The sequence below is a fragment of the Burkholderia sp. Bp8963 genome, assembly GCF_003854275.1.
Lineage (GTDB): Bacteria > Pseudomonadota > Gammaproteobacteria > Burkholderiales > Burkholderiaceae > Burkholderia.
The window spans coordinates 191,221-208,288 of sequence record NZ_QTQP01000008.1 but is presented as its reverse complement, the minus strand read 5'-3'; the positions used below and the strand labels follow the sequence as shown (position 1 = coordinate 208,288).

General features: G+C 66.8%; 20 protein-coding genes. 11 read left to right on the top strand and 9 right to left on the bottom strand.

From position 1 onward, the window contains the following. On the top strand, positions 1-704 hold a 704-nt coding region (locus DID96_RS09615; protein ID WP_148094501.1), incomplete at its 5' end, for an acyl-CoA dehydrogenase. A 90-nt stretch (positions 705-794) separates the two neighbouring features. Here DID96_RS09615 and DID96_RS09610 read toward each other — a convergent pair. Then, entirely contained in the window at positions 795-2,081 is a 1,287-nt protein-coding gene (locus DID96_RS09610; RefSeq protein WP_124599112.1) for a D-amino acid dehydrogenase, read from the bottom strand. Positions 2,082-2,226: 145 nt separating this feature from the next. Between DID96_RS09610 and DID96_RS09605 the strand changes: the two genes are divergently transcribed. Together DID96_RS09605 and DID96_RS09600 are read left to right on the top strand one after the other, a co-directional pair. Further along, positions 2,227-2,715, top strand: a complete 489-nt coding sequence (locus DID96_RS09605; protein ID WP_124599111.1) for an Lrp/AsnC ligand binding domain-containing protein — start codon at positions 2,227-2,229, stop codon at positions 2,713-2,715. A gap of 80 nt (positions 2,716-2,795) precedes the next feature. After that, positions 2,796-4,007 carry a PA0069 family radical SAM protein gene (locus DID96_RS09600; RefSeq protein ID WP_124599110.1) on the top strand — a complete coding sequence of 404 codons (1,212 nt, stop codon included), beginning with the start codon at positions 2,796-2,798 and terminating at the stop codon, positions 4,005-4,007. A gap of 143 nt (positions 4,008-4,150) precedes the next feature. Here the strand turns inward: DID96_RS09600 and DID96_RS09595 are convergent, their stop codons facing one another. Further along, entirely contained in the window at positions 4,151-4,621 is a 471-nt protein-coding gene (locus DID96_RS09595) for an NINE protein (RefSeq protein ID WP_124599125.1), read from the bottom strand. 124 nt (positions 4,622-4,745) lie between these two features. Beyond that, positions 4,746-5,885 carry a sorbosone dehydrogenase family protein gene (locus DID96_RS09590; protein WP_124599109.1) on the bottom strand — a complete coding sequence of 380 codons (1,140 nt, stop codon included), beginning with the start codon at positions 5,883-5,885 and terminating at the stop codon, positions 4,746-4,748. Positions 5,886-6,039: 154 nt separating this feature from the next. On the opposite strand from DID96_RS09590, the gene rpsP reads away from it, so the two are divergent. From rpsP to DID96_RS09560, 6 genes are all read left to right on the top strand, one after another. Beyond that, positions 6,040-6,294: a 30S ribosomal protein S16 gene (gene rpsP, locus DID96_RS09585; RefSeq protein ID WP_006476550.1), complete on the top strand. Its 255-nt coding sequence runs from the start codon at positions 6,040-6,042 to the stop codon at positions 6,292-6,294. 42 nt (positions 6,295-6,336) lie between these two features. Further along, positions 6,337-7,014 carry a ribosome maturation factor RimM gene (gene rimM / locus DID96_RS09580; protein ID WP_124599108.1) on the top strand — a complete coding sequence of 226 codons (678 nt, stop codon included), beginning with the start codon at positions 6,337-6,339 and terminating at the stop codon, positions 7,012-7,014. Then, positions 7,015-7,809, top strand: a complete 795-nt coding sequence (gene trmD / locus DID96_RS09575) for a tRNA (guanosine(37)-N1)-methyltransferase TrmD (protein WP_124599107.1) — start codon at positions 7,015-7,017, stop codon at positions 7,807-7,809. A gap of 136 nt (positions 7,810-7,945) precedes the next feature. Next, positions 7,946-8,335: a 50S ribosomal protein L19 gene (rplS, locus tag DID96_RS09570; protein WP_124599106.1), complete on the top strand. Its 390-nt coding sequence runs from the start codon at positions 7,946-7,948 to the stop codon at positions 8,333-8,335. 88 nt (positions 8,336-8,423) lie between these two features. Continuing rightward, positions 8,424-9,110 carry a CoA pyrophosphatase gene (locus tag DID96_RS09565; protein WP_124599105.1) on the top strand — a complete coding sequence of 229 codons (687 nt, stop codon included), beginning with the start codon at positions 8,424-8,426 and terminating at the stop codon, positions 9,108-9,110. Between the two features lie 119 nt (positions 9,111-9,229). Next, a complete protein-coding gene (locus DID96_RS09560) occupies positions 9,230-10,168 on the top strand; it encodes a CobD/CbiB family protein (RefSeq protein WP_124599104.1) in 939 nt (312 codons plus the stop codon). Positions 10,169-10,242: 74 nt separating this feature from the next. Here DID96_RS09560 and DID96_RS09555 read toward each other — a convergent pair whose 3' ends face one another. The 3 genes from DID96_RS09555 to DID96_RS09545 all read right to left on the bottom strand — a co-directional run bounded on the left by DID96_RS09555 (position 10,243) and on the right by DID96_RS09545 (position 12,837). Then, the gene (locus DID96_RS09555) at positions 10,243-10,560 is read right to left on the bottom strand and encodes a DUF2007 domain-containing protein (RefSeq protein WP_124599103.1); all 318 of its coding nucleotides are present in this window, start codon (positions 10,558-10,560) and stop codon (positions 10,243-10,245) included. Positions 10,561-10,636: 76 nt separating this feature from the next. Continuing rightward, on the bottom strand, positions 10,637-11,581 hold the full coding sequence (gene rsgA, locus DID96_RS09550) for a ribosome small subunit-dependent GTPase A (RefSeq protein WP_124599102.1): 945 nt from the start codon (positions 11,579-11,581) through the stop codon (positions 10,637-10,639). Continuing rightward, the gene (locus tag DID96_RS09545; protein ID WP_124599101.1) at positions 11,578-12,837 is read right to left on the bottom strand and encodes a M48 family metallopeptidase; all 1,260 of its coding nucleotides are present in this window, start codon (positions 12,835-12,837) and stop codon (positions 11,578-11,580) included. Before DID96_RS09545 ends, rsgA begins: the two co-directional genes overlap by 4 nt. A gap of 114 nt (positions 12,838-12,951) precedes the next feature. On the opposite strand from DID96_RS09545, the gene orn reads away from it, so the two are divergent. Then, positions 12,952-13,572 carry an oligoribonuclease gene (gene orn / locus DID96_RS09540; protein ID WP_124599100.1) on the top strand — a complete coding sequence of 207 codons (621 nt, stop codon included), beginning with the start codon at positions 12,952-12,954 and terminating at the stop codon, positions 13,570-13,572. Positions 13,573-13,627: 55 nt separating this feature from the next. Here orn and mog read toward each other — a convergent pair whose 3' ends face one another. Together mog and yjgA are read right to left on the bottom strand one after the other, a co-directional pair. Further along, complete coding sequence (mog, locus tag DID96_RS09535) at positions 13,628-14,245, bottom strand: molybdopterin adenylyltransferase (protein WP_124599099.1); 618 nt, start codon at positions 14,243-14,245, stop codon at positions 13,628-13,630. Continuing rightward, entirely contained in the window at positions 14,229-14,831 is a 603-nt protein-coding gene (gene yjgA / locus DID96_RS09530; protein ID WP_311767731.1) for a ribosome biogenesis factor YjgA, read from the bottom strand. The genes mog and yjgA overlap by 17 nt, the downstream gene beginning before the upstream one ends. 127 nt (positions 14,832-14,958) lie before the next feature. On the opposite strand from yjgA, the gene pmbA reads away from it, so the two are divergent. After that, the gene (gene pmbA, locus DID96_RS09525; RefSeq protein WP_124599098.1) at positions 14,959-16,329 is read left to right on the top strand and encodes a metalloprotease PmbA; all 1,371 of its coding nucleotides are present in this window, start codon (positions 14,959-14,961) and stop codon (positions 16,327-16,329) included. A 123-nt stretch (positions 16,330-16,452) separates the two neighbouring features. Here pmbA and DID96_RS09520 read toward each other — a convergent pair whose 3' ends face one another. Beyond that, positions 16,453-16,953 (bottom strand): dihydrofolate reductase, encoded by a 501-nt coding sequence (locus DID96_RS09520; protein ID WP_124599097.1) that lies wholly within the window; start codon positions 16,951-16,953, stop codon positions 16,453-16,455. Positions 16,954-17,068 lie beyond the last annotated feature (115 nt).

The following is a 17,068-nucleotide window of genomic DNA, read 5'->3' as shown; positions in this document are numbered from 1 at the left end:
ATGTCGCGGCCGCGCACAGCGACATTGCCCACCGCCATTCGGACGAGGCGACGCGTGCGCATCATCAGGCAATCTACGAGTATCTGGTGCCGGTCGTGAAGGGCTGGAGCACCGAGATGGTGAACGATGTCGCGAGCCTCGGCGTGCAGGTGCACGGCGGGATGGGCTTCATCGAGGAGACGGGCGCCGCGCAGTACTACCGCGACGCGCGGATCCTGGCGATCTACGAAGGGACGACGGCGATCCAGGCGAACGACCTGGTCGGCCGCAAGACGGTGCGCGACGGCGGTGCGGTCGCGAAGGCGCTGATCGGCGAGATCGGGCAGACGGTCGACGCGCTGGGCCAGCTCGACGGCGCAGCGGCGGCGTCGATGAAGGCGCAGCTCGAGCAGGGCGCACGTGCACTGTCGGCGGTGGTCGATTACGTGGTCGCGAACACGAAGCAGGACCCGAACGCGGTGTTCGCGGGCAGCGTGCCGTACCTGAAGCTGGCGGGCGTGGTGCTGTGCGGGTGGCAGATGGCGCGCGCGCTGGTGGCGGCGCACGCGAACCGCGCGAGCGATCCGGCGTTCTATGACGCGAAGATCGCGATCGCGCAGTTCTACGCGGAACACATCCTCGTGCAGGCGAGCGGGCTCGAAGCGTCGATCGTCAGCGCGAAGGGCGGCGCGGGCGTGCTCGCGTTGACCGAAGACCAGTTCTGATCTCGCGGACTGGCGATGTGATGCAAAAAGGCGCCCCTGCGCCTTTTTGTTCGATGGCGACCGGCCCGCGTTGCGGCGTGCCGATGCGGCTTACGCGTATGCGGGGCGCGGCTGGCCGGCCACGTCCTTCAGGTAGCGGTGCACCGACAGGTCGTCGGCCTGGATCGCGGGCTTCTTGCCCGAGATCAGGTCCGCGAGCAGCTGGCCCGAACCGCACGACATCGTCCAGCCGAGCGTGCCGTGGCCGGTGTTCAGGAACAGGTTCGACAGCGGCGTGCGGCCGACGATCGGCGTGCCGTCCGGCGTCATCGGGCGCAGGCCCGTCCAGAACGTCGCCTTCGACGTGTCGCCGCCGCCCGGGAACAGGTCGTTCACGCACATCTCGAGCGTTTCGCGGCGCGCAGCGCGCAGGTTCTTGTCGAAGCCGACGATCTCGGCCATCCCGCCGACGCGGATGCGCTGGTCGAAACGCGTGATCGCGATCTTGTAGGTCTCGTCGAGCACCGTCGACACCGGTGCGGCCGCTGCGTCGACGATCGGCGCAGTGATCGAGTAGCCCTTGAGCGGGTAGACCGGGATCTTCATCAGGTTCGCGATGAAGCGGGTCGAATACGAGCCGAGCGCGACCACGTAGGCATCCGCGCGCACAGTCTCGCTGCCGCACTGCACGCCGGCGATCTTGCCGCCGGCGATCGCGAGCGCGTCGATCGGCGTGTTGTAGCGGAACTTGACGCCGAGCCCTTCGGCGAGCGCAGCGAGGCGCGTCGTGAACAGCTGGCAATCGCCGGTTTCGTCGCCCGGCAGGCGCAGGCCGCCCGTCAGCTTGTGCGACACCGCGGCAAGGGCCGGTTCGGCGTTCCTCAGCTCGGCCGGCGACAGCAGTTCGAACGGTACGTTCGCTTCGCGCAGCACGGCGATGTCCTTCGCGGCACCGTCGAGCTGCTGCTGCGTGCGGAACAGCTGCAGCGTGCCGCCCGTGCGGCCTTCGTACTGGATGCCGGTGTCGGCGCGCAGCGTCTGGATGCAGTCCCGGCTGTACTCGGCGAGCCGGACCATGCGGCCCTTGTTGATCGCATAGCGTTCGGCCGTGCAGTTGCGCAGCATCTGCCACATCCACTGGAGCTGGAAGCGGGTGCCGTCGAGGCGGATCGCGAGCGGCGCGTGCTTCTCGAACATCCACTTGACGGCCTTCAGCGGCACGCCGGGCGCGGCCCACGGCGCCGCATAGCCCGGCGAGATCTGGCCCGCGTTCGCAAAGCTCGTCTCGAGCGCCGGGCCGGCCTCCCGGTCGATCACCGTGACTTCATGCCCGGCACGCGCGAGGTAATACGCGCTTGTCACGCCCACTACACCGCTGCCCAAAACGACGACTCGCATAGCTGCTCCAGATGGAAGGACCAGGTCGAGGCCGGGCGCAACCGCGGCTCCGTGTAACCTCGATCTGATCTAGTTTTTTGCGCTATGGTATTGTCGAAGGTATAGGTTTTGTTATCGTATTTTTCTGTTTTTCAGCAAAAAAACCATGAGAACTCAGCGCCAGCCGGTACGCACGCTCGACAAGCTCGACCGGCGCATCCTCAAACTGCTCCAGGACGACGGCCGGATGGCGATGAAGGACCTCGCGGAACAGGTCGGCCTGACCGTGACGCCCTGCATCGAGCGCGTGCGGCGCATGGAGCGCGACGGGGTGATCACCGGCTATCACGCGCGGGTCGACCCGGCCCAGCTCGGTGCGGCGCTGCTCGTGTTCGTCGAGATCACGCTCGGCCACAAGGGCGGCAACATGTTCGAGCAGTTTCGCCGCGAAGTGATGAAGATCGACGAGGTGCTCGAGTGTCATCTCGTGTCAGGCGACTTTGATTACCTGATCAAGGCGCGGATCGGCGAGATGGCCGATTACCGCAAGCTGCTCGGCGACATCCTGCTGCAGTTGCCGGGCGCGGTGCAGTCGAAGAGCTATGTCGTGATGGAGGAAATCAAGGAGACGCTGACGATTTCGGTCGACGAATAGGCGCCTGAATTCACCCTTGGCACGCCGCGCCCAATACTGTATAAATATCCAGTATTGGGCGCGAGTGACGGGGTGTGGAGATGGGCGATCGATCCGACAACGAATTTCCGGTTGCGCCGCCAATGCCCCGCAAGGGGCGCGGGGCGGTCGACAATCTGCAGGGGCGGTACGAAACGGCGCTGCGTGAGTCGGTCGATGACGGCTGGACGCACGAGTCGGGCGACGCCGACCTGCCGGGGCCGCTGCGCACGCAGGTGTTCGAGGAACACGCGAAGAGCATCCTGACACGCAACCAGTCCCCCGACATTCCGTTCAGCGTGTCGCTCAATCCCTATCGCGGCTGCGAGCATGGCTGCATCTATTGCTTCGCGAGGCCGACGCACAGCTATCTCGGCCTGTCGCCGGGGCTCGACTTCGAGAGCCGCATCTATGCGAAGGTCAACGCGGCCGAACTGCTCGAGCGCGAGATCTCCCGGAAAAACTACGTGCCCGAGCCGATCGCGCTCGGCGTCAACACCGATGCGTACCAGCCGGTCGAACGGGATCTGCGCATCACGCGCAGCGTGATCCAGGTCATGCATGATCGCGGGCTGCCGTTTGCCGCGATCACGAAGTCTTCGCTGATCGAGCGCGACCTCGACCTGCTCGCGCCGATGGCCGAGCGCGGACAGGTGATGGCGGCGGTCACGATCACGACGCTCGACGCCGATCTCGCGCGCACGCTCGAGCCGCGCGCAGCGACGCCGGCCCGCCGGCTGCGCACGATCCGCGCATTGCGCGAGGCCGGGGTGCCGGTCGGCGTGAGCATCGCGCCGGTGATCCCGTTCGTCACCGAGCCCGATATGGAGCGGGTGCTGGAAGCGTGTGCGGAGGCGGGGGCGACGCACGCGAGCTACATCATCCTGAGGCTGCCGTGGGAAGTCGCGCCGCTGTTCCGTAACTGGCTGACCGCACATTTCCCGGATCGGGCGGAGCGTGTGATGAACCGCGTACGCGACATGCGCGGCGGCAAGGACTACGACTCGGATTTCAGCAAGCGGATGAAGGGCGAGGGGATCTGGGCGGATCTGTTGAAGCAGCGTTTTCGTCAGGCGGTCAAGCGGCTCGGGATGAACGAGCGCGCGAACGGCATTCTCGACCTGTCGCAGTTTCGGGGTGGCGGCGAGTTGCGACAAGCCGTTCGCGGGGCGGCCGTTCGAGGGCTGGAGTCAGGAAAGGTGGCCATCCCGCGGTCGAACGCACGGGCGGTCAGCGCGATTTCGCGCGACGACGCGCAGTTAAGTCTTTTCTAGTTTCCGCTGCGGTGCCGGGTCGTGGGCGACGCAGCGGGGTGCTCGACCGCAGGAAGCCCCGGCTTCTGCGTGCGTTCGGCCGTGCATCGCCGGCGTTGCCGGTTTTGGCGGCATTGGGTGCAGCGCGCTTGCTGCTGCCCCGGTTATTGCGAGATCTGCTTGGCCGCTTCGACCTGCGATTCGAAATACGTCTGGAACGAGATGGCGAGCGCGGTCATCAGCAAGAAGGCGCCGATCAGCAGCGAGAAGATCACGACGAAGATCACCGTCCAGCCGGAGCGGCTGTGCTTGCCCGTGTCGGCGTTGAATTGCGCATCCCATTTTTCATCCGGGCGCAGGCCGTAGACGATCGCCGCGAGGAACGCGGCCAGCAGCGAGATTGCACCGGGCACGGCCAGCCACCAGCCGAGACCGGCGGTGCGCTGGGTGGCGGCGAGCAGCAGGAAGCCGGGGATGCCGACGATCGTCGCGAGCAGGTGCGCCCAGCCATATACATCGCGGAAGCCATACAGGTAGAAGCGATGCGCGCCTATCGAGCCGAACAGGAAGGCGAGTGCGGCAGTCAGCGTCTTGGAGCGGAAGCGGCGGATCGGGGCGGTGCTGCTGCTGGACATGGATGGGCGGGCGTAATGTCGTTCGAATGGATCGCTGGAATGGATGGCCGCAGACGCGGTGCGGGCGCGCAGCCCGGCACGCATTCTACGATGTCGGGGTAGGGGCGGTCATCCCCGGTCTGCGTCAAGGTGCCGCATAGGTGATGCGGTAGATCGCGCCCGCATAGTCGTCGCTGACGAGCAGCGAACCATCAGGCAGCTGCAGCACGTCGGCCGGGCGGCCCCACACGGTGCCGTCGGGTCGCAGCCAGCCGGTCACGAACGGCATTTGCCGCGCGTGGCTGCCGTCGGCGGACGCGACGACACGCATCACGCGATAACCGACCTTGGTGCTGCGGTTCCACGAACCATGTTCGGCGATGAAGATATTGTTGCGATACGCGGCCGGAAACATCGTACCCGTATAGAAGCGCATGCCGAGCGACGCGACGTGTGCGCCGAGCTTCAGCACGGGGCCCGTATAGCGGCGGCACACATCCGGGCCGCCGTATTCGGGGTCGGGCGTGTCGCCGCCATGGCAATAGGGGAAGCCGAAATCGAGCCCTGCGCGCGGCGCGCGGTTAAGCTTGTCGTCCGGCACGTCGTCGCCCATCCAGTCGCGGCCGTTGTCGGTGAACCACAGCTCGCCCGTGTCGGGGTGCCACGCGAATCCGACCGTGTTGCGCACGCCGCGCGCGACCACTTCCCGATGGCTGCCGTCCGCGTTCATCCGCGCGATGAGCGCGTAGCGGTTGCGGTCGGCGAGACAGACGTTGCACGGCGCGCCGGTCGGCACGTACAGCTTGCCGTCGGGGCCGAACGCGATGAACTTCCAGCCGTGATGGTGCTCGGTCGGCAGCGCATCGGTGACGACGACGGGCTTCGGCGGCGCGACGAGCTGGTCGTCGATGCGGTCGAGGCGCACAATACGCGACACGGCCGACACGAACAATGCGCCATCCCGCCAGGCGACGCCGACCGGCATGTCGAGCCCGGATGCGATCACATGGTGTGCGCTGATCCGGCCGTCGCGCATCACGAGTGCGTGCACGCGGCCTTCGCGGCTGCCGACGTACAGGATGCCGCGCGGCGACCACGTCATTTCGCGTGCGGTCGGCACCGCGTCGGTGAGTAGCGATACCTGGAAGCCGGGCGGCACGACGAGCTCGTCAACCGGTAGCTGGCCGGCGGCGAACGTCGTTGCACAGGCGAGACAGGCGGCGCCGGCAAGCAGCCCCGCAGCGCGGCGCCGCACGCGGCGCGCCACGGCGCGAACAGGCGGCATGGCGGCGGCGGACAGTCCTGGACAGCACGATTGTATGTCCGGCGAACGGGGCGTTTGCGGATTTTTTGCGCGTAAGTGTTTGTTGTGCCTCTGGTTTCCAGCTATAATCGCACGTTTCAGTAGTTTCGAACCCGGTTTTCCCGAAGGATTTCATATGGTTATCATCCGTCTGGCTCGCGGCGGCTCGAAGAAGCGCCCGTTCTACAACATCGTCGCTACCGATTCGCGCAACCGTCGTGACGGCCGCTTCATCGAGCGCGTCGGCTTCTACAACCCGGTCGCTACGAAGGGCGAATCGCTGCGTATCGCTCAGGATCGCCTGACGTACTGGCAAGGCGTTGGCGCGCAACTGTCGCCGACCGTCCAGCGTCTCGTGAAGGAAGCGCAAAAGGCGCAACCGGCTGCCTGACATGGCACGGTGTGCCGGTCGTGCCGGCTGTGAGGTGCATTGATGTCGGGTCACGATTCCGGTAACGCAAGGCGCGGGCGTGCGTCGTTCGGCGCATTCGTCCGCAAGCCGGTCGAGCGCGGTTCTGCCGCGAACGCCGGTGCGGCTGCCGAGCAAGGCGGCCTCGAAATGGTGCAGTCCTTGCCCGATGACGCTGTCGAGGTCGGGGCGGTGGTCGATGCCTATGGCCTCAAAGGCTGGATCAAGGTGGCGGCGCATGCCGATGCCGGCCGCGGTGGCGATGCGCTGCTCAGCGCGCGTCAGTGGTGGCTGGAGCGGGGCGGTGAGCGTCATGCGGCTCGCATCACGCATGCGAAGACGCATAGCGACACGGTCGTCGCGCAGCTTGCTGGTTGCGGCGATCGCGATGCCGCGCTCGCGTTGCGCGGCTTTCGCGTGTTCGTGCGCCGCGACGATTTTCCGGCGCTGGCGTCGGACGAGTTTTATTGGGTCGACCTGATCGGCCTCGATGTCGTCAACGAGCAATCGGTGGCGCTCGGGAAGGTGGTCGGGATGATCGACAACGGCGTGCATTCGATCATGCGTATCGAATATCCGGCGACCGGGAAAGACGGCCAGTCGGTGACTGACGAGCGGCTGATCCCGTTCGTCGGCGTGTACGTCAAAACGGTGGATCAGGCGGCGCGTCGCATTGTCGTCGACTGGGAAGCCGATTACTAAATGAACCAGGTCACGGAGAGCGCGGTGCAGTTCGATGTCGTCACGCTCTTTCCCGAAATGTTCCGCGCACTGTCCGACTGGGGGATTACCAGCCGGGCGGTCAAGCAGGGGCGCTTCGGGCTGCGCACCTGGAACCCGCGTGACTTCACGACGGACAACTACCGCACGGTCGACGATCGCCCGTACGGCGGCGGTCCGGGCATGGTGATGCTGGCCAGGCCGCTCGAGGCTGCGATCGGCGCCGCGAAGGCGGCGCAGGCGGAGCAGGGCATCGCAAGCACGCGTGTCGTGATGATGTCGCCGCAGGGCGCGCCGCTGACGCACGAACGCGTCGAGCGGATGGCGCAGGAGCAGGGTGTCGTCGTACTTTGCGGGCGCTACGAGGCGATCGACCAGCGTCTGCTGGACCGTTGCGTCGACGAGGAGATCAGCCTCGGCGATTTCGTGCTGTCTGGCGGTGAGCTGCCGGCGATGGCAATGATGGATGCCGTCGTGCGCCTGCTGCCCGGCGTGCTGAACGATGCGCAGTCGGCCGTGCAGGACAGCTTCGTCGGCGGCCTGCTCGATTGTCCGCACTACACGCGCCCGGAAGAATACGAGGGCATGCGCGTACCGGACGTGCTGCTCGGCGGCCACCATGCCGAGATCGAGCGCTGGCGGCGCCAGGAAGCATTGAAGAATACGTGGCTGAAGCGCCCGGACCTGATCGCCCGGGCGCGTCGCGACAAGTTGCTGAGCCGTGCCGACGAGGCGTGGCTCGCGAACCTCGCGCGCGAAGCGAAGGACGCCTCCTGAGGCGGTGCTCGCGGGCGGGAATTTTGGGGGTGCCGTACATGCGTGTGCAGCACCTGATGTGAATCCATCCTCTATCGGGGCCGAGCCTGGGAACGGGCGGGCGCAAACGCCGACAAGATGGTTTTAGGAGTCAGTGATGAATCTGATTGCAAAGCTTGAGCAGGAAGAAATCGAGCGCGCGCTCGCAGGCAAGACGATCCCCGAATTCGCCCCGGGCGACACGGTGATCGTGAACGTGAACGTGGTTGAAGGTAACCGCAAGCGCGTTCAGGCTTACGAAGGCGTCGTGATCGCGAAGCGCAACCGTGGCCTCAACTCGGCGTTCATCGTCCGCAAGATCTCGTCGGGCGAAGGCGTTGAGCGTACGTTCCAGACGTACTCGCCGCTGCTGGCGAGCATCGTCGTGAAGCGTCGCGGCGACGTGCGTCGCGCAAAGCTGTACTACCTGCGCGAGCGTTCGGGCAAGTCGGCTCGAATCAAGGAAAAGCTGGTGTCGAAGGATCGCGCCGCAGCTACCCAAGCGTAAGAGCTGTAAGGAAAAAGCACCCACCCGGGTGCTTTTTTCATTCTGGCGCGACAATATGCTCATATCGACCCGAATCAAGAGAGCTCCATTGAACCGCCGCCCCATCGTCGATCCCGAAGTGCTGCCAATCGAAGGCACCAGTGCCGGGCTGCCGTCCATCGATCGCGCACGGATGACACCGTCCGGCATGCGCGACCGCTTCGCCCTCCCGCTAGAATGGACCGCCGAACCCTTCGAAGCCCGGATCAGCGAAGGCGTCGATCCGCGCAGCGCTGCCGTGCTCGTGCCGCTCGTCGTCCGTGAAGCCGGCCTGACCGTGCTGCTGACGCAGCGTGCCGACCATCTGAACGATCACGCCGGACAGGTCAGCTTTCCCGGCGGCCGGCGAGAGCCGTTCGACCGCGACGCCACCGCGACCGCGCTGCGCGAGGCGAAGGAGGAGATCGGGCTCGACAGCGAGCGGGTCGAGATCCTCGGCGCATTGCCGGACTACCTGACGGGCACCGGTTTTTGCGTCGCGCCCGTCGTCGGCCTCGTGCATCCGCCGTTCACGGTGCAGGCGGATACGTTCGAGGTTGCCGAGATCTTCGAGGTGCCGCTCGCGTTCCTGATGAATCCGGCAAACCACCAGGTGCGGGTATTCCGCTGGGACGGCGGCGAGCGTCGTTTTTTTGCGATGCCTTATCCGCGCGGCGACGCGGGTGGCGATTACTTCATCTGGGGCGCAACTGCCGGCATGTTGCGCAATCTTTACCGCTTCTTGGCCGCCGGATGACGCGGTGCGCCGCTACGTGCGCCTGGCCGGCCGCCGGCTGCCGGCGCTGGCAGCCCTTCGTGGCTTACGCTGTGCTATCGTTATGCAAAAAGTGACATAACCCGAAGACGGCGCCACGCATGACTTTCTTTTCGGTTCTCCTTGCCCTCATCATCGAACAGGTCCGCGCGTTGTCGCCGAGCAATCCGGTCTTCGCGCTGTTCCAGTTTCATGCGGAAACCGTCGCGCATGGCCTCGACGCCGGCAAGCAAAAGCACGGCATCCTCGCGTGGCTCGCGGTCGTGCTGCCGTGGGTGCTGGTCGTCGCGCTGATCTATTTCCTGTTGTACAAGGTGAGCTTCGTACTCGCGTTCCTGTGGAACGTCGCGGTCGTGTATTTCACGCTCGGCTTCCGCCAGTTCAGCCATTACTTCACCGACATCCACCTCGCGCTCAACAACGACGACGTGCCGCGTGCGCGCGAAATCCTGCGGGAGTGGACGGGCATCGATACGGTCGACATGCCCGTCGGCGAGATCGTCCGCCATACGTTGATCCACGCGGTCGTCGCATCGCATCGGCACGTGTTCGGCGTGTTCTTCTGGTACGTGCTGCCGATCGGGCCGGCCGGCGCGGTGCTGTATCGCATTTCCGAATACCTCGCGCGCAGCTGGTCGACACCGGCCGACGACCGCACTGCGGCATTTTCGACGTTCGCGCAGCGCGCGTTCTTCGTGATCGACTGGGTGCCGGCGCGACTGACGGCGCTCGGTTTCGCGATCGTCGGCAACTTCGAGGATGCGATCTACGCATGGCGCAACCACACGCGCCAATGGCCCGACCCGAACGACGGCGTGTTGCTGGCCGCGGGCAGCGGGGCGCTCGGCGCGCGGCTGGCCGGGCCGCTGGCGGAGCCGTCGAGCCTCGACGCGCTGGCGGTCGGCGACAGCGGTCCGTTGACGGTCGGTGACGATTGCACGCCGCGCACGCTGCAGTCGGCGGTCGGCCTCGTGTGGCGCGCGGTGATTCTGTGGATGATCCTGCTGCTGATGCTGACGCTAGCCGTCTGGGTGTCGTGACGCGGGCACCGCACCGCGTCGTCTCGCACGCAGGGAAAGAACAAGGCCGGCTCGATGCCGGCCTTTTTGCTGGATCAGCCGTCGCGCGGGTCGCGTAGTGCGCCGCAATGCCAGCACGCGGTGAACTGCGCTTCGAGTTCCTCGCCGCAGTGCCGGCACCGCCACGGCGTCGCGCCGGCCGCCGGGCCGTGCGACGCGGCGTCGAGCAGGCGGCGCGCAAGCGCGTCGTCGCGTTCGTCGTCGAGCCAGACTTCGGGCGCGCATGCATCGGCGGGAAGCCCGCCGAGCGCGCCCGTCGCATAGCGATTGTGCAGTTCGCAGCCGATTCCCGCCGCTTCGAGCACGTTGGCCCAATGCTGCGCGGTCGCGAGATCCGGTGCCTTGAAACGCATTGCGGCTCCTGTCGCTCCTGTCACTTCTGTCGGCTTTGGAGGTGTGCCGCCCCGGCGCGCCCCGGTTGCCGGAGCGTCAACGCACGATCTGGCTCGCCTCGTGCACCAGTTGCGCATACAACCCATGCCGCGACGGCGCGACGCGGCCGTCGGCGACGGCTTCCAGGATCGCGCAGCCCGGCTCGTGCAGGTGATGACAATTATAGAAACGGCAGTGTGCGAGCAGCGGCCGGAACTCGGGGAACGCGCGCTCGAGGCGGCCTTCCGTCAGATGATAGAGGCCGAATTCCTGGAATCCCGGCGAATCGATCAGCGCGCCGTCGCACGCGGGCAGCGGATAGAGGCGCGTGAACGTCGTCGTGTGCCGGCCACTGTTGAGTGCGGCCGAGATTTCGCGGGTCGCGGCTTCCGCGTCGGGCACGAGCAGGTTCACGAGCGTCGATTTGCCCATCCCTGACTGGCCGAGCAGGATCGTCGAGTGGCCGGCGAGATGCGGCATCAACTGCGCACGCGCATCGTCGGGCGCGCCCTTGACCGACAGTTCGAGCACGTCGTAGCCCAGCTCGCGGTACGGTGCGAGCCGTTCGCGGGCGACGGGCAGGGCGGCCTCGACGTCGATCTTGTTCAGCACGACGAGCGGCTTCAGGTCGTTGGCCTCGGCGGCGATCAGCGCGCGGCCGAGCAGGTCCTCGCTGAAATAGGGCTCGGTCGCGAGCACGATCAGCAGCTGGTCGAGATTGGCCGCGAACAGCTTCGACTTGAACTGGTCCGAGCGGTACAGCAGGTTGCGCCGCTCGCCAATCTCGACGATCACGCCCTGGTCGGCGGACGAGCGCTCGTACGCGACGCGGTCGCCGACCGCGATGTCGCTCTTCTTGCCGCGCGGGAAGCACTGCAGCATCGGGCCGCCTTCGTCGGGTGCGACGATGTAATGGCGCCCGTGCGCCGCGATCACGCGGCCTTCGGCACGCGCCGCGCCTGATGCGCGCGGGGCCGGCTTGCGGGAGGTCGGCCGGCTCATGCTTGCTGCAGCAGCCGGTCGATCCGCTGCGACGCGGGCGGGTGCGAGTAGTAGAACGCGGTATAGACGGGGTCGGGCGTCAGCGTCGACGCGTTGTCCTCGTATAGCTTCACGAGCGCACTGACGAGGTCCTGCGCCTGGGTCTGGCTGGCGGCGAATGCATCGGCCTCGAACTCGTGCTTGCGCGACGTCAGGCTGCCGACCGGCGTCGCGAAGAACAGGAACACGGGGATCGCGAGGAAGAACAGCACGAGCGCGGCGCCGGCGTTGCTGGAATCGAGCGACGGCATCACGCCGAGCCCCGTATAGAACCATGCGCGTTGCGCGAGCCAGCCGAGCAGCGCAAGCAGCGCGAGGCTCAGCACGAACGACACGAGCATGCGCTTCATTACGTGGCGGCGCTTGAAATGGCCGAGCTCGTGAGCGAGCACGGCCTCGATTTCCTCGCCGGACAGGCGCGCGAGCAGCGTGTCGAAGAACACGATCCGCTTCGACGCGCCGAAGCCGGTGAAGTACGCGTTGCCGTGCGCGGACCGGCGGCTGCCGTCCATCACGAACAGGCCCTTTGCCGCGAAGCCGCAACGCTTCATCAGCGACTCGATGCGCGCGCGCAGCGCGTCGTCCGTGAGCGGCTCGAACTTGTTGAAGAGCGGGGCGATGAAGGTCGGGTAGATCAACAGCACGAGCATCTGGAACACGACCCAGACGATCCACGTCCACAGCCACCACAGGCTGCCCGCTTGGTTCATCAGCCAGAGCACGACGAACAGCAGCGGCAGGCCGAGCGTGGCGCCGAGCAGCGCGTTTTTCAGCATGTCGGTGAAGAACAGGCGCTTCGGCATCCGGTTGAAGCCGAAGCGCTCCTCGATGCCGAACTGGCGGTAATACTCGAACGGCACGTCGATCACGCTCGTGATCGCGAAAACCGCGCCGACGAGCGCGACCTGCTGCCCGTAGCCGCGGCCGAACCAGCCGGTCAGCAGCGTGTCGAGCGCGCCGACGCCGCCCAGCAGCGTGAGGCCGACGAGCACGGCCGCGCTGACGACGATCTCGAGCATCGTCAGGCGGGTGCGCTCGACCGTGTAGTCGGCCGCGCGCTGGTGCGCGGACAGCGGGATGGTTGCGCTGAACTGCGCGGGCACGCGGTTACGGTGCGCGGCGACGAAGCGGATCTGCCGCGACGCGAGCCACAGCTTGGTGACGACCATCGCGAGCACGGCGAGCGCGAACAGCAGGGTGAACGAAAAAGGTGACATCGAAGGCGCCAAAGGGTTCTATGCGAGAATTATATGTTCTTGCGGACCGGGCCCGCTGATGCGACGCGGGCCGCCGCGGCGCAGCACGCCGTCCGCCATTTTCCAGGATGACTCATGACCGATACCCCCGCTTCCGCCAGCCAGCCCGAACTCGTGCGCAACGAGCTGAATCTCGTCTGGCTCGACATGGAAATGACGGGCCTCGACCCGGATAACGATCGCATCATCGAAGTCGCGGTCGTCGTGACCAACTCGACGCTCGACATCGCGGTCGAAGGCCCGGTGTTCGCGATCCACCAGAGCGATGCGACGCTCGCCAAGATGGACGACTGGAACAAGAACACGCACGGCCGCTCGGGCCTGATCGACCGCGTGCGCGCGTCGACGGTCACCGAAGCGGACGCCGCCGCGCAGCTCCAGGCGTTTCTCGTCCAGTACGTGTCGCCCGGCAAGTCGCCGATGTGCGGCAACTCGATTTGCCAGGACCGCCGCTTCATGGCGCGCTGGATGCCGGATCTCGAGCGGTTCTTCCACTACCGCAACCTCGACGTCAGCACGCTGAAGGAGCTGTGCCGCCGCTGGCAGCCGGCGATCTACAAGGGGTTCCAGAAGCGCGCGATGCACACGGCGCTCGCCGACATCCACGAATCGATCGACGAGCTGAAGTATTACCGCGAGCATTTCCTGATCCCGGGCGTGCCGGCGCCGACGGGCGAATCCGCGCCGGCAGCCTGAGCGGACTGCTTGAGCGGACTGCCTGAGCGGACTGCCTGAGCGTTCCGGCCGCCGATCAGCGCGGCGCGCGCTGCGCGCTCTTCGGCCGGAACGCCGCGACCACCGCGGCGTCGGTCTCGATGTACGGGCCGCCGATCAGGTCGATGCAGTAGGGCACCGCAGCGAAGATGCCGGGCACGGTGGCCCGGCCGTCCGCGTCGCGCAGCCCTTCGAGGGTTTCCTTGATCGATTTCGGCTGACCCGGCAGGTTGACGATCAGCGCCGCATGATCGGCCGTCTCGCGGATTACCGCGACCTGCCGCGACAGGATCGCGGTCGGCACGAAATTCAGGCTGATCTGCCGCATCTGCTCGCCGAATCCCGGCATTTCCTTCGTCGCCACCGCGAGCGTCGCCTCCGGCGTTACGTCGCGGCGCGCGGGGCCGGTGCCGCCCGTCGTCAGCACGAGGTCGCAGCGGGCCGTGTCGACGAGCTCGACGAGGGTCGCGGAGATCGTCGCCGCGTCGTCCTGGATCAGCCGGGTCTCGGCGCGCCACGGCGACGTCAGCGCGGCGGCGAGCCAGTCCTGCAGCGCCGGAATGCCTTTGTCCTCGTAGACGCCGCTGCTTGCGCGGTCGCTGATCGACACGAGGCCGACCACCAGTTCGTCCGGATGGTTAGGCTTCGTCGTCATCGTCGTCCCCGCTGGCTTCGGGCGCCTCGTCGTCGGCGTCGGGCGTGCCGCTCGCGGTCTTGATCCACTGGAACAGCTCGCGGTAGTAGCGCGGCGGCTTGTTTTGCTGCGTTTCCCTGCGGGCATTGCGGATCAGCGTGCGGCCTTCCTGCACGTCGGCATCCGGGTGCTGGCGGATGAATTCGGTCAGCGCTTCGTCGTTGGCGAGAAGCTGCTCGCGGGTGCGTTCGATCCAGTGCAGGCGGGCCGTCGCGGCCTTGTTCACACCGCGCTGCGCGTCGAGCGCGGTGCGCAGCGCGGCCGTCTCGTCGTCGGTCAGCGTGCGCATCACGCGGCCGACGTACTGGAGCTGGCGGCGCTTGCCTTCGTGATCGGTGATGCGGCGCGCTTCGCGAACAGCGTCACCGAGGTCTTCGGGCATCGGCATCCGCTTGAGCGCGTCTTTCGGCAGATCGACGAGGGCCTGGCCAAGTTCCTGCAGCGCGTGCATTTCGCGCTTCAACTGGGATTTGCTGGGGCGATCGTAGCCGTGGCCGGCGTCGTCGTCGGCGTGCTCGATCGGCTGAATACGGGTTTTGCGTGTCATGGACGGCATTGTATCGCGCCGCGGCCGCCCCAAGCTTCTCCGTTACGGTGTCCCGGACCTTGCTATGATCGCGGGATACGACATTTTGAACACGCGGGCCGCGAGCCCGTCACCGGATATCACGAAGATGGCTGCCAACCTCGACACGCAAGCGCGCTATTTCCCGCATACGCAGGATCAGCTGAAAGAAATCGCCTCGGACATCCTCCGGCATGCGAACGCGCTCGGCGCGACGGACGCCGCGACCGAAATCTCCGAAGGCGACGGCCTGTCGGTGTCGGTGCGCCGCGGTGAAGTCGAGACGATCGAGCACAACCGCGACAAGATGGTCGGCGTGACCGTGTTCATCGGCAAGAAGCGCGGCAACGCGAGCACGTCGGACTTCTCGCCGGACGCGATCAAGGACACCGTCGCCGCCGCGTACAACATCGCGCGCTTCACCGCCGAGGACGATGCGGCCGGGCTCGCCGAGGCCGAACTGCTCGAGACGGCGCCGCGCGATCTCGATCTCTACCACCCGTGGGACCTGTCGGCCGACGACGCGGTCGAGCTCGCCCGTCGCGCGGAGGACGCCGCGTTCGCAGTCAGCCCGCAGATCCGCAATTCGGAGGGCGCGAGCGTGTCGGCGCAGCATTCGCAGTTCGTGCTCGCGACGTCGCGCGGCTTCCTTGCCGGCTATCCGTACTCGCGCCACTACATCGCGTGCGCGCCGATCGCGGGCAGCGGCCGCCACATGCAGCGCGACGACTGGTATACGTCGAAGCGCAGCGCGGCCGATCTCGCGGCACCGGAAGCGGTCGGCCGTTATGCTGCCGAACGCGCGCTCGCGCGGATGGGCGCGCGCCGCCTCGATACCCGCAAGGTGCCGGTGCTGTTCGAGGCGCCGCTCGCGGCCGGCCTGCTCGGCGCGTTCGTGCAGGCGGTGAGCGGCGGCGCGCTGTACCGCAAGACCTCGTTTCTCGTCGACAGCCTCGGCAAGCCGGTGTTCGCGCCGCACGTGCAGGTCGTCGAGGATCCGCACGTGCCGCGTGCGATGGGCAGCGCGCCGTTCGACGAGGAAGGCGTGCGCACGCGTGCGCGCAGCGTCGTCAAGGACGGCGTCGTCGAGGGTTATTTCCTGTCGACCTACTCGGCGCGCAAGCTCGGCACGCAGACGACCGGCAACGCGGGCGGCTCGCACAATCTCGCGCTGCGCAGCAGCAACACGCAGCCGGGCGACGATTTCGACGCGATGCTGAAGAAGCTCGGCACGGGCCTGTTGCTGACCGAGCTGATGGGGCAGGGTGTGAACTATGTGACGGGCGACTATTCGCGCGGCGCAGCGGGCTTCTGGGTCGAGAACGGCGTGATCCAGTATCCGGTCGAGGAGATCACCGTCGCGAGCACGCTGCAGGAGATGTTCCGTCACATCGTCGCGATCGGTGCGGATTCGATCGTGCGCGGCACGAAGGAAACCGGCTCGGTGCTGATCGAGCAGATGACGATCGCCGGGCAGTAAGCGGCATGAAGGCCCGATGATGCGGCGCCGCAGTGCGCGGCCCGCGTCGGCTCGCCCGACCAGAAAACAAAGCCCGACCGGCAAGCGTGCCGGTCGGGCTTTTTGTATTGCGCGTGTCGCGCGTCAGCCGCGCTTGCGTGCGTAGACGACGAACGCGTAGCCAAACGTGTTCGGTGCAGCCGCCTGGTGCGCGTCGCGCGACACTTGCTGCCAGTGCGCGGGATCGGGCGCCGGGAACGACGCGTCGCCGTCGAAGTCGGCGTCGATCTCGGTGACGACCAGCTTGTCGGCGAGCGCAAGGCCTTCCGCATAGAGCTGCGCGCCGCCGATCAGGAACGCCTCGGCCGCGCCGTCCTGCGCGGCGAGCGCGAGCGCGTCGGCGAGCGACGTCACGGTATCGCAGCCGTCGAAGCGGCGCGCTGCGTCGCGCGTGACGACAATGTTGCGGCGGCCCGGCAGCGGCCGGCCGATCGATTCGTGGGTCTTGCGGCCCATCACGATCGGCGCGCCCATCGTCGTGCGCTTGAAGAAGGCGAGATCCTCGGGAAGTTTCCAGGGCAACTGGTTGTCGCGGCCGATGATGCCGTTGCGGGCGCGCGCGACGATCAGGGTCAGCGTCGTCATGAAGGTCGGAAAGAGGGAAAACCGGAATGGCTCTGATTTTACCGGAATGCCGGTGAGTGCCGGGCATCGTGCGCGGCGGCGCGTGCGCCTCCCGCGCGATGCTTCGCAGCGGCCG